This window comes from Peribacillus sp. N1 (assembly GCF_054600815.1).
This window is the reverse complement of record NZ_BAAHZO010000001.1, coordinates 1,212,576-1,226,043: the sequence shown is the minus strand read 5'-3', so window position 1 is coordinate 1,226,043 and position 13,468 is coordinate 1,212,576. Positions and strand designations below refer to the sequence as shown.

Genomic DNA, 13,468 nt, shown 5'->3' with positions numbered 1-13,468 from the left:
ACTCATAAAATACGACAAAAACAGGACTGTTTTTGAGAGAGGGTGTAATGATGAATTTTCGTAAAGAAGTGAAAGAAAGAATGTTAGTTGGGGAAGGGGCAATGGGGACCTTATTGTACTCAAATGGCATCGATCAATGTTATGAGGAATTAAACTGCACGAATCCGGATCAAATAGAGTCTATCCATCGTGCCTATCTGGAAGCTGGTGCAGATATCCTTCAATCGAATACATACGGAGCCAATTTCAACAAATTGAAACGGTATGGACTTGAAGATGAAGTAAGCAGAATCAATCGCCAGGGAGTCATTCTTGCTAAAAAAGCGGCAAAAGGAAAGGCTTATGTCTTCGGTACCATAGGGGCACAACGGAGTATCAGGAAATCGGATTTAAGCATGGAAGAGATTAAACGGGGGTTTCGTGAACAGCTATACAGTCTGTTGATGGAAAATCCTGATGGGATTCTCTTGGAAACATTTTATGACCTGGAAGAGCTGGAAACCGTTCTGCAAATCGTAAAAAATGAAACTGGACTGCCGATCATCGCAAATGTTTCGATGCATGAACTGGGTAATCTCCAAAATGGAATCCATTTAAATGAAGCCTTTCAAAAACTCGAGCAATTGGGTGCCGATGTTGTTGGGGTGAATTGCCGTCTTGGTCCACATCATATGATCCGGGCCTTGGAAGAAGTGAGTTTGCCAAAGCAAGCATCGATTGCCATATACCCTAATGCCAGCCTCCCTGATTATGTGGATGGAAGGCTCGTCTATAAAGCCGTGCCGGAATATTTCGGTTCAAGTGCCCTGGAACTTCGTGAGCAAGGTGCCGCTATCATAGGCGGGTGCTGTGGAACGACGCCACTGCATATTCAAGCTGTAAAGAATGCGATCGGAAGTTTTGCTCCCGTAAAAGAGAAAGTTACGAAATCCCGTGAAATAGAAATAATTGAAGTGAACGAAAGAGAATTGGAACTTCCACTGTACGAAAAGGCCAAGACGGAAAGGACGATCCTGGTTGAACTTGATCCACCTAAAAAGCTGGGAATAGAGAGCTTCATGACCGGTGCAGAGGTTTTGAAAAAAGCAGGGGTCGATTCCATTACACTAGCGGATAATTCACTTGCCTCACCAAGGATATCGAATGATGCTCTGGCTAACCTACTGAAGAACCAATTGAATATTAATCCGATGGTGCATATAACATGCCGTGATCGAAATTTGATTGGCCTGCAATCACATTTAATGGGTCTGCAGACGGTGGGGCTGAATGAATTATTGATCATCACCGGAGATCCTTCAAAAATAGGGGACTTCCCGGGTGCCACTTCGGTTTATGATTTATCTTCCTTCGACCTTATAAGCATGGTCAAACAATTTAATGAAGGTCTTTCCTATTCCGGTCAAAGTCTGGGGCAACGGGCAAATTTTAAAATTGCGGCAGCGTTTAATCCGAATGTGAAATATTTGGATAAAGCAGTACTGAGAATGGAAAAGAAGATTTCCTGTGGTGCTCAATCCTTTTTGACACAGCCAATTTATTCGGTGGAGCAAATCGAAGAAGTACATGAAGCTACAAAACATTTAGAAACCCCGATTTTCATCGGTATCATGCCTTTGACAAGCACCCGGAACGCAGAATTCATCCATAATGAGATCCCAGGCATCAAATTGCCTGATAACGTAAGAAGGGCGATGGCTTTAGCGGGGGATGACCCTGTAAAGTCAAGGATTGAAGGGGTTAATATCGCGCGGGAACTGGTGGACGCGGCAAGGGAAAAATTCAAGGGCATATATTTAATCACTCCGTTCCTTCGCTATGAAATGACGGCGGAACTTACGAAATATATTAGAAAAGTCGATAGTAAACAGACATCAGAGGTGGCAGTACATGAATAAAAAAGCGATTCAAGATCAGTTAAATTCCAAGATTCTCCTACTTGATGGGGCGATGGGAACCATGCTTCAAGCGGAGGATTTGACAGCAAATGATTTTGGCGGGGAACAATTCGAGGGCTGCAATGAATATTTATCACTGACGCAGCCGGAAATCATCCAATCCATTCATGAAAAATATTTAGCGGCGGGCGCAGATATCATTGAAACAAATACCTTTGGAGCGACCAGCATCGTTCTTGAGGAATACCAAATAAGCACGATCGCCTACAAGCTAAATAAAATTTCAGCTGAGCTTGCCGTTAAAGCTTGTGAAAAGTATTCCAATGAGGAATGGCCAAGGTATGTAGCTGGCTCTATGGGCCCGACTACAAAAACGCTTTCCGTAACGGGCGGAACGACTTTTGATATTTTAACCGATTCTTATGAAGAACAGGCACTGGGTCTCTTGGATGGCGGTGTAGACTTGCTGTTGGTGGAAACCTGTCAGGATATGCTTAATGTCAAGGCTGCCTTTTCTGGAATCAAAGCAGCATTTGCAAAAACAGGAAAAGATGTGCCTGTCATCATATCAGGAACAATCGAACCGATGGGCACGACACTTGCTGGCCAGTCCATAGAAGCTTTTTATTTATCGGTTGAACATATGAAGCCCGTAGCTGTCGGCCTTAATTGTGCAACGGGGCCGGAATTCATGATAGACCATATCAGGACACTTGCAGATATATCAAACAGCGCCATCAGCTGTTATCCGAATGCCGGGCTCCCTGATGAAGAGGGCCACTATCATGAGTCACCTACTTCCCTGGCAGAGAAAATGAAGCAATTTGCCGAAAAGGGATGGGTCAATATCATTGGCGGATGTTGTGGTACGACACCAGAGCATATTAAAGAACTTTCCAGGGTCCTCGAAGGCATGAAGCCCCGTACTATTACGGAAACTGCCCATGGTCATGCCGTATCAGGCATAGAGCCGCTCATTTATGATGATTCAATGCGTCCTTTATTCGTAGGTGAAAGGACGAATGTTATCGGTTCCCGAAAGTTCAAGGAGCTGATACGCGGCAAGCATTACGAGCCAGCAGCCGAAATTGCACGTAACCAGGTGAAAAAAGGCGCCCATGTCATTGATATTTGTCTTGCTGATCCTGATGGGGATGAGCTTGGCGATATGAAGGAATTCGTAGAAGAGGTCGTCAAAAAAGTGAAGGTCCCATTGGTCATCGATACTACGGATGAAGTTGTACTTGAACAAGCATTAAAACATTCACAAGGAAAATCGATCATTAATTCCATAAACCTTGAAGATGGTGAAGAGCGCTTTGAAAAAATAGTACCCTTAGTCCATCAATATGGTGCTGCCGTTGTCGTAGGAACCATTGATGAAATAGGGATGGCCGTCGATGCTGAACGGAAATTGGAAGTGGCAACACGGTCTGTGGATCTGCTCGTCAATAAGTACGGTCTAAACAAAAGTGACATCATCTTTGATCCGCTTGTATTTCCTGTAGGCACAGGAGATGAACAATATATCGGGTCTGCTTTAGAGACGGTGAATGGAATAAGGGCGATTAAAGAAAAGTTTCCAGAATGCCTAACGATACTTGGCATTTCTAACGTTTCTTTCGGTCTGCCAGCGAGAGGAAGGGAAATATTAAATGCAGTTTTCCTTTACCATTGTACAAAAGCGGGGCTCGATTATGCCATCGTGAATACAGAAAAACTTGAACGTTTCGCTCTGATTCCGGAAGAGGAAGTGAAACTGGCTGAGGCACTCCTGTTTGAGACTTCAACAGAAACTTTAGCGATTTTTACCGAATTTTATCGTGGAAAAAAAGCTGAGAAGAAGGATAATGGTGTAATCCTGCCATTGGACGAACGTCTAGGTAACTATATTATCGAAGGAACGAAAGAAGGATTAATTGATGATTTAAATGAAGCGATTGAGCGCGGTGATACCCCATTGGAAATCATCAATGGACCATTGATGGATGGGATGAGTGAAGTGGGTCGGTTGTTTAATGACAACCAACTTATTGTCGCAGAGGTGCTTCAGAGTGCTGAAGCGATGAAAGCGGCAGTATCTCACCTTGAACCACTTATGGAAAACTCTGAAGATAGCGCTAAGAAAGGGAAAATCCTTTTGGCGACTGTCAAGGGAGATGTGCATGATATCGGGAAAAACCTAGTGGATATCATCCTATCGAATAATGGCTATGAAGTCATTGATTTAGGGATCAAGGTCGCACCGCAACAAATCATTGAAGAGGTTCGAAAACATGAGCCAACCATCATTGGCCTTTCTGGGTTACTTGTCAAATCTGCACAGCAAATGGTTTTAACCGCTCAGGATTTAAGGCAAGCTGGAATAGATACCCCAATATTAGTGGGTGGGGCAGCATTATCACGTAAATTCACCGATTTTAAAATATCACCTGAATATGAAGGACCGGTTTTATATTCCAAAGATGCGATGGATGGTTTGGCTGTAACGAATATTTTACATGACTCTGACAAAAAAGTGGTGTACTTGGAAGAGTTAGTCGAGAAACGAGAAAGGTCGAAAGCGAATGCCGCCATTGCCGCCACGCTGGAAAAACCTGTCCGTAAGCAGTCCACAGCTGCTCCTTTAAGCGATGTTCCTGTTCAAATACCGCGTGACATCAAACGTCACGTCCTGAAAAACTATCCATTGGATGTCATCCAGCCATATATAAATAGGCAAATGCTGATTGGTCATCATTTGGGGTTAAAAGGTAAAGTTTCCGAACTGCTTAAGCAAGGGAATGAAAAAGCAGTGCAGCTCAATGATCTCGTTGATGAATTGATTGAATTCCTTAAGACGGAACCGGATTATGGCTTGCATGCAGTTTATCAATTTTTCCCTGCTCAAAGCGAAGGAGATAGGCTATTGGTATACAACCCGGACAATCATCAAGAGGTTTTGGAAACTTTCGATTTCCCAAGGCAAGATACGAGTCCGCATCTTTGTTTAGCGGACTTCGCGAAACCGGTCTCCTCCGGGCAAATGGATTATGTTGGTTTCTTCCTGGTCACTGCCGGAAAAGGAATCAGAAAATGGGCAGAAAAACTTAAGCTTGAAGGAGATTTCTTGAAAAATCACGCCCTTCAATCACTTGCTCTCGAAACAGCAGAAGGGTTTGCGGAAAGAATTCATCAATTAATGCGTGATGATTTAGGCATAAGCGATCCGATTGAAATGTCCATGAAAGAGCGATTTGCCGCTAAGTACACCGGACAAAGGTTTTCTTTTGGTTATCCTGCTTGTCCTAATCTGGAAGACCAGGAGAAGCTATTCCGCCTGTTACAACCTCAAGATATTGGTGTGGAATTGACTGAAGGATGCATGATGGAACCAGAGGCTTCCGTTTCCGCCATTGTTTTTGCACATCCTGAAGCTCGTTACTTTAATGTCGATCGATAATTCATATTATAAGGCAGCGGTATTTTTTACCGCTGCCTTATTGCGCATGAATCCCCTATATTGGCACATCTTAATGGTCAAAAGGAAGGGGATGCAACACCTATGAAGAATAAGCTTAATTTATTTCTTTCCATGGCGGGTTCTTTCATTATTATTTTGTTCCTTATGGCTGTGCAAAACGTTCAAGTACATGCAATGGTACCTGAAGAGATGACACCGCTCCTAAAAAGTAAGGAAAATCAGAAAATCGCCTATTTGACTTTCGATGACGGTCCATCTTTGAATACCATCAAGATATTGGATATTTTGGACCGCTATCATGTTAAAGCCACATTTTTCGTTAAAGGCAACGAAGAGCCATACGCAAAGGAATGCTATCAGGAAATGATTTCCCGCGGTCATTCGATTGCCCTTCATTCATATACACATGATTATTCCATCATTTATCGATCGACTGAGGGTTTCTTTCAAGACTTGAATAGACTTGAAACCATGCTGCAAAAGGAGTATGGGTTAAAAAGCCGAATTGTGCGCCTTCCTGGCGGCTCGAATAATCGTCTACGGCATCAGGCTGCCACTAAATCCATCATCAATGGGATCCTTCAACAACTAAAGGACAAAGGGTATATATACTTTGATTGGTCCATTGACTCGACAGATGGCTTCAGTCCGTCAATAAGTGAACGACAAATCATTACTGCTGTACAAAAAGGGACGAAAGATCAAAAGCATGTTAATATCTTATTGCATGATATCAATAGTATGAAAAATACAGTGAAAGCATTGCCTGATATAATTGAATTCCTAAAAAAAGAAGGGTATACCTTTGATACTATTGATGAGACAACCCCAAAAATGCAATTTAATTGATGAACACATTGTTTATCTATAGTAAATTAAGGTATAGGATATAGAGATTACATTGTGAAAGGATTTATCGTTTCTATGATGCCATCATTGTTTTTATCACATGGAACACCGCTATTAGCTTTGGAAAAGAATAACTACACTTCTTTTTTGAAGGATTATATGCAAGCTATGAAGAAACCTGCTGCCATCGTTATTTTGTCAGCACATTGGGAAAATGAAGATCAAATGATTTCTGCAGTAGGGAAGCATGAAGTCATTTATGATTTTGCAGGATATCCTGAAGAAATATTTCAAATAACTTATCCTGCCAGGGGATGCCTTGAGCTTTCAGATCGAATTTTAACCTTATTGTCCAAGATAGGTGTATTGGGGGAACTTGATGAAAGGCGCCCCCTGGATCATGGAGCATGGGGGCTTTTGCATATCATGTATCCCGAAGCTGACATCCCGACCGTATCCATGTCCATCAGTCCTGCGCTGCCATTGGACAAGCAGTATGAAATTGGGAAAGCATTGAGAGAATTAAAGGAAAGTAATGTCCTAATCATAGGAAGCGGTGGAATTGTCCATAATTTCACCCAAATTCAGAAAGATATGCATGTTGCAGAAGGATGGGCAATCGAGTTTGAGGACTGGGTCGAAGAGAATATCATGAAATGGGATTTGCAATCTTTGTTCAATTATGAAAAAATCGCCCCTTACAGTACAGAGGCTGTGCCTTCCAAAGAGCATTTCATTCCATTGGTCATCGCAATGGGGTCAGGAGATGACAACAAAAAAGCGGCTCTCCTGCACAGGAGCTTTCAATATGGCAATCTGAGTTTAACAGCTTGGAAGTTTGATTGAGGTGAAAGGGTTTTCAAACTAGTTAAATTTACCTGAAAAATAATCATTATACAAAAATACAAAATTCTTTTTTTAGCGAAAAAAAGACTTAAATGAGCAAAAAAGACAATTAAAAGCGATTTTTGACGAATTAAACAGAAATATAGTTTAAAAAAGGTTGCATAAAGTGGTTTAACCTTTGGATATTTCGACAAAAACATGTTAATATAACATCTGAAAACGTTTTATCCTTTAAAATTTTATTATTCAATAACCAAAGTTATTTATTATATATCTTATATATATCATATATTTGGGGAAAATTTAGAAGAAAGAAATTTGGGGATGGATAAAACGAAATGAAAAAAATTATGAGAAAAATTTGGGGGTTTACAAAATGACCATCAATGATTCTAAGGTATTAGACCACTGGAAAGCTTTTTCGGGTCCAAACCTTGGGTATGTCATGGAGCAATACGATTTATTTCTAGCCAACCCGGAAGAAGTGGATCCGGAACTGAAAAACTTTTTTGAAGTAGCAGGTCCTCCTTCATTCGATGTATCGGCAGAAACAACGACTGTAAGTGCATCAACTGTACAAACTGGAGAAGTTCTTCCAATGAAGAAAATTATGTCTGCAGTTAATTTAGCTGAAAATATCCGTGCATACGGGCATCTTGCTGCAAATATTTATCCTTTAAAAGAAGAAGCTCTGGACACTGAACAAATTCACTTTGAAAAATATGGCTTGACTGCAGATGATTTAAGGAAAATACCGGCTGACTTAATTTGTCCGGAATCACCTGAAGACGTTAAAGACGGATACGAAGCCGTACAATACCTAAAACAACTCTATACAAAAACGATAGCCTTTGAATTTCATCATGTTAATGACTTGGATGAAAAGCAATGGCTTACTGATATGGTCGAATCTGGAAACATGTTCCCGGAAGTAGGAAAAGAGAAAAGAGAACTATTACTTAAACGATTGAATGAAGTAGAAGGTTTCGAGAAATTCCTTCACCGCACATATGTAGGGCAAAAACGTTTCTCTATTGAAGGACTGGATGCTTTGGTTCCGATTTTAGATGAAATGATTTCACAAACTGTTCAAAACGGAACGGGGAATGTGAATATCGCCATGGCTCACCGAGGACGTTTGAATGTGCTTGCACATGTATTAGGAAAGCCTTATGAGGTCATTTTCTCTGAATTCCAACATTCACCGAATAAAGATTTGGTTCCTTCCGAAGGTTCGACAGGCATTAACAATGGATGGACAGGTGATGTTAAATATCATTTGGGTCTGGATAAACAGATTACTAAAGCTAATATACAAAAAGCAAGGATTACACTTGCAAATAACCCAAGTCACTTGGAAGTAGTCGGTCCAATCGTGGAAGGGTATTCTCGTGCGGCTCAAGAAGACCGTACAGAAAAAGGATTCCCGGTGCAAGACATTTCCAAATCCCTTGCAATCCTGATTCATGGTGATGCAGCATTCCCAGGTGAAGGAATTGTACCTGAAACGTTTAACTTAAGCCGTTTACGCGGTTATCAAGTTGGCGGCGCCATCCATATCATCGCCAACAACATGATCGGTTTTACAACGGAAAGTGAAGATTCACGTTCAACCTTATATGCTAGTGATTTGGCAAAAGGCTTTGAAGTGCCGATCGTGCATGTGAATGCAGATGATCCAGAAGCATGTATGGCTGCTGTGAACCTTGCTAACCTATACCGTGAAAAATACAATAAGGATTTCTTGATCGACCTGATCGGTTACAGACGTTTCGGCCATAACGAAATGGATGAGCCATTGGTGACTCAACCTGAAATGTATGCATTAATTCATAAGCACCCAACCGTTAAAGAGCTTTATGGGAAAAAACTTATTGAAACTGGCGAGTTCACTGAAGCTGAAGTTAAAGCGATTGCTGAGCAAGTGGATACGAGGCTTGCAGATGCATATGCGAAAATTTCCGGAAATAAACCGGAAGCTTCTAAAGAGTGTAATCCTCCCGGGATTATTGAAAAAGGACTTCCAGCCATTGAAACGGCAGTTCCGAAACAAGAACTTGTTACAATTAACGAAGAACTTGTTAAGTGGCCGGAAGGATTCACTCCTAATAAAAAATTAGGAAAGATTTTATCACGTCGCTTGGATTCCTTTGGTGCTGACGGAAAAGTTGATTGGGCTCATGCTGAGACATTGGCATTTGCATCCATATTGAGTGACGGCACACCAATCCGTTTGACAGGACAAGATTCAGAGCGTGGAACATTCGCACAACGTAATATCATGTTACATGATAGTGTTAATGGCAAAACATATTCACCACTTCACACACTTGAAACTGCCAAAGCATCATTCGCTGTTCATAACAGCCCGCTTACTGAAACGGCAGTTCTGGCTTATGAATATGGTTATAATGTATTTGCACCTGAGACACTTGTATTATGGGAAGGGCAATTCGGTGACTTCGCTAATACAGCACAAGTGATCTTTGACCAATTCATCGCGGCAGGCCGTGCAAAATGGGGTCAAAAATCAGGTCTTGTCATGCTGCTTCCACACGGTTATGAAGGACAAGGGCCAGAGCACTCAAGTGCACGACTGGAACGCTTCCTTCAATTAGCAGCTGAAAACAACTGGACAGTTGCCAACTTAAGTTCGGCAGCTCAATACTTCCATATCCTTAGAAGACAAGCTAAGATTTTGGATCAAGAGCAAGTACGTCCGCTAGTCATCATGACACCGAAGAGTATGCTTCGTAATCAAGTAATGGCTTCTACAGCAGAAGAATTCAGTGAAGGCGCATTTGAATCCTTCGTAGAAACCAAAGCTTTGGGCAAAAAACCTAAATCGGTTGAACGCATTGTTTTTGCATCAGGTAAATTGGCGGTTGAACTTCGTGAAAAAGCTGCAACTGAAAAAAATACGGATTGGTTGCAAATCATCAGTATCGAAGAAATTTATCCATTCCCATTCACTGGAGTTCAAGAAGCCCTGAAAAAATATACAAATCTTAAAGAAATCTTCTGGGCTCAAGAAGAACCTAAAAACATGGGTGCTTGGACATTTGTTGAACCTCGCCTAAATGCAGCGGCTCCTGGCAATCTTTCAGTAACATATATAGGAAGGAAGCGCAGATCAAGCCCGGCTGAGGGAGATCCACTTGTCCATAAAAATGAACAACAACGGATTATGACTCAAGCAATTACACGCAATAATGAGGGGGAGAAATAAAATGGCTGAAGTAAAAGTACCTGAATTAGCAGAATCAATTTCTGAAGGATCTATTGCGCAATGGTTAAAGCAACCCGGTGATCACGTTGAAAAAGGAGAATATGTCCTTGAACTTGAAACGGATAAAGTGAACGTGGAAATCATTTCAGATTATACGGGTACACTTTCGGAACATTTAGCGGAAGAAGGCGATACTGTCCAAGTCGGACAGGCTATCGCCATCGTTGATGAAAATGGATCAGCTGCAGCAGCTCCAAAAGCGGAAGCTCCTAAGGTTGAAGAAGCTAAAGCAGAACCAGCTAAGGCTGAACAAGCGGCTCCTGCTAAAGAGGCTCCTAAAGCAGAAGCGAAAGAAGCATCATCCACTCAACAAGTTATTGCTTCACCAGCTGCAAGGAAATTGGCTCGTGAAAAAGGAATTGACTTGACTCAAGTGCCTGTAGCCGACCCACTAGGTCGTGTACGTGTACAAGACGTAGAAGCAGCAAGTAATGCTCCTGCAGCACCTACAGCACCTGCGGCAGCTCCAAAACAAGCTCCTGCAGCTAAACAAGCATCCGCTCCTGTTGAAGTGAATGATGACCGCATTGAAGTGGTTAAGATGACACGCCGTCGTCAAACCATTGCCAAACGTCTAGTTCAAGTACAATCCGAAGCAGCCATGCTTACTACTTTTAACGAAGTCGATCTTTCTGCAGTCATGGAATTGCGTAATCGCCATAAGGATTCTTTCGTGAAAACAAATGACGTTAAACTTGGTTTCATGTCATTCTTCACTAAAGCGGTCATTGGCGCATTGAAAAAATATCCGCTATTGAATGCTGAGATCCAAGGCGACCATATCCTGAAAAAGAACTTTTATGATATCGGTGTAGCTGTATCCACAGATGAAGGTCTTGTTGTTCCGGTAGTAAGGGATGCTGACCGCAAAAGCTTTGCTGAAATCGAGAAGAACATTTCCGATTTAGCTGTTAAAGCGCGTAACAACAAACTGGGACTTTCAGATTTATCAGGTGGTACTTTTACCATTACAAATGGAGGGACTTTCGGTTCCCTATTATCAACACCAATCTTGAATGCCCCTCAAGTTGGGATCTTGGGCATGCATACAATCAAGACTCGTCCAATCGCTGTTGGAGATCAAATCGAAAACAGACCAATGATGTACCTTGCATTATCTTATGATCACCGTATCGTAGACGGAAAAGAAGCTGTTGGTTTCTTAGTGGCTATCAAAGATATGCTGGAAGATCCAGAACAACTTTTACTTCAAGGCTAATAAAATAATAAGAAACCCCCCTGTCATCATGACATGGGGGTTTTTTGTTTGAAGAACTGAAAGGATATTTTCATAGAAAAAGAGATAATGGGGTTCAAGAAAGGTTTTCTCAATTGAAGTTGAATGTTTTTGAAGGTATTTTTGAATGAATTTGAGTATTTTTAAACGTTTGTGATTGATTATTCCTTCGTTTTCATATATGATGATGATATTAAAGTGAGGTGGGCGAATTGTTGACAACTGAAAGGCACCAGTTCATCTTATCGATCCTTAAAGAACATGGAACGGTAAAGCTGCAGGAGCTTGTAGATCAGCTACAAGCCTCGGAGTCGACCATTCGGAGAGATTTAGTGCAACTCGAAGAAATGAAGCTCTTGAAGCGTGTGCATGGCGGGGCCTCTTTACTTCAAAGAAAAGGCCTTGAACCAACAACTATTGAAAAACAAAACAAAGCAAGAGCTGAAAAACAACTTATAGCAAAGCTGGCGGCTTCATTCATAGAGAAAAATGATTGTATATATCTTGATGCAGGCACGACAACTGCGGAAATGATTCCTTATTTAAAGGATAAAAATATAACGGTGCTGACAAATGGTCTTATGCATATTCCAAAACTCATCGAATTGGAAATCAAAACAGTGTTAGTTGGCGGAATGATTAAATTTTCGACAAATGCGGTTATAGGAAGTAATGCTGTACAGTTTTTGAATGAATACCGTTTTGATAAATGTTTCTTGGGAATGAACGGCATCCATCAAGATCTGGGTTTCACAACACCCGATCCGGAAGAAGCTCTACTGAAGAAGATGGCGTTAGGCCTCTCTAACGAAACTTATGTGCTTGCTGACAGTTCAAAACTGAATGAAGCTACTTTCGCTAAGGTGGCAGATGTAAGCGATGCCATAATCCTTACTGACAGCAATGATGAAGAGGCTGTTGCTCAACTCGATAAAAATCCAAAGGTAAAGGTCGTGACCATTTAATGATTTATACAGTGACACTCAACCCATCCATCGATTACCTTGTCGAGGTGGAAAGTTTTCAAATGGGCAAGGTGAATCGAACCAGTTATGATGCAAAATTCCCTGGAGGGAAAGGGATCAATGTTTCCCGAGTGCTTAAAAGGCTGGGCAATAGTACGACAGCTTTAGGATTCATCGGTGGACAAACAGGTGAATTTGTAAAAAGGTTCTTAAGACAGGAAGAGATTTTCACGGACTTTACAGAGATAGCTGGAGATACAAGAATAAACATCAAATTGAAGACAGGGCTGGAGACCGAAATTAATAGCCAAGGGCCAGTCATTTCAAAAGGGAATTATCAACAATTATTTAGTCAAATTGAACAGTTGAATAATAATGATATCCTCATTTTGTCAGGAAGCATTCCTCCAAGCGTTCCATCGGATGTATACGAAGCCATGGCAAGGTCATGTTCCGATAACGGCATTAAAGTGGTGGTGGATACGAGTGGCAAGGGATTACTGAATGTCCTTCCACACCGGCCATTTTTAATAAAGCCGAATCACCATGAACTGGGTGAGCTTTTTTCCACAGAAATAAGGACGGTTGATGATGCTAGAGAATATGGCACTAAATTGGTTGAAGCAGGAGCACAAAATGTTATTGTTTCAATGGCGGGACAGGGGGCCGTGCTTTGCACCGGTGGAGAGTCATATTCCGCAAATGTTCCAAAAGGGAACGTCATCAACTCAGTGGGTGCCGGTGATTCCATGGTCGCAGGTTTCATCGGGACATATGAAAGGACAGGGGATATTTTATCCGCTTTCCGCTTCAGTCTTGCTGCAGGAAGTGCTACAGCCTTTTCATCCGATCTCGGTACACTGGATAAAATTGAAGAGTTATTACCGCAAATTGCCATCAATCAACTAACAGGAGGCTGAC

8 protein-coding genes are annotated in these 13,468 nt (G+C 41.7%); all 8 read left to right on the top strand.

What is annotated here, in order from left to right:
- Positions 1-50 precede the first annotated feature (50 nt).
- Positions 51-1,898, top strand: a complete 1,848-nt coding sequence (locus ACYP5M_RS05795) for a bifunctional homocysteine S-methyltransferase/methylenetetrahydrofolate reductase (protein WP_459734776.1) — start codon at positions 51-53, stop codon at positions 1,896-1,898.
- Positions 1,891-5,340: a methionine synthase gene (metH, locus tag ACYP5M_RS05790; RefSeq protein ID WP_459734775.1), complete on the top strand. Its 3,450-nt coding sequence runs from the start codon at positions 1,891-1,893 to the stop codon at positions 5,338-5,340. Before ACYP5M_RS05795 ends, metH begins: the two co-directional genes overlap by 8 nt.
- Before the next feature lie 102 nt (positions 5,341-5,442).
- The gene (locus ACYP5M_RS05785; protein WP_459734774.1) at positions 5,443-6,210 is read left to right on the top strand and encodes a polysaccharide deacetylase family protein; all 768 of its coding nucleotides are present in this window, start codon (positions 5,443-5,445) and stop codon (positions 6,208-6,210) included.
- A 75-nt stretch (positions 6,211-6,285) separates the two neighbouring features.
- Entirely contained in the window at positions 6,286-7,056 is a 771-nt protein-coding gene (locus ACYP5M_RS05780) for a dioxygenase family protein (protein WP_459734773.1), read from the top strand.
- A 376-nt stretch (positions 7,057-7,432) separates the two neighbouring features.
- A complete protein-coding gene (locus ACYP5M_RS05775; RefSeq protein WP_459734772.1) occupies positions 7,433-10,285 on the top strand; it encodes a 2-oxoglutarate dehydrogenase E1 component in 2,853 nt (950 codons plus the stop codon).
- 1 nt (position 10,286) lies between these two features.
- Complete coding sequence (gene odhB / locus ACYP5M_RS05770) at positions 10,287-11,564, top strand: 2-oxoglutarate dehydrogenase complex dihydrolipoyllysine-residue succinyltransferase (protein ID WP_459734771.1); 1,278 nt, start codon at positions 10,287-10,289, stop codon at positions 11,562-11,564.
- A 230-nt stretch (positions 11,565-11,794) separates the two neighbouring features.
- Complete coding sequence (locus ACYP5M_RS05765) at positions 11,795-12,547, top strand: DeoR/GlpR family DNA-binding transcription regulator (protein ID WP_459734770.1); 753 nt, start codon at positions 11,795-11,797, stop codon at positions 12,545-12,547.
- Positions 12,547-13,467 carry a 1-phosphofructokinase gene (gene pfkB, locus ACYP5M_RS05760; protein WP_230175707.1) on the top strand — a complete coding sequence of 307 codons (921 nt, stop codon included), beginning with the start codon at positions 12,547-12,549 and terminating at the stop codon, positions 13,465-13,467. Before ACYP5M_RS05765 ends, pfkB begins: the two co-directional genes overlap by 1 nt.
- Position 13,468: the final 1 nt, after the last annotated feature.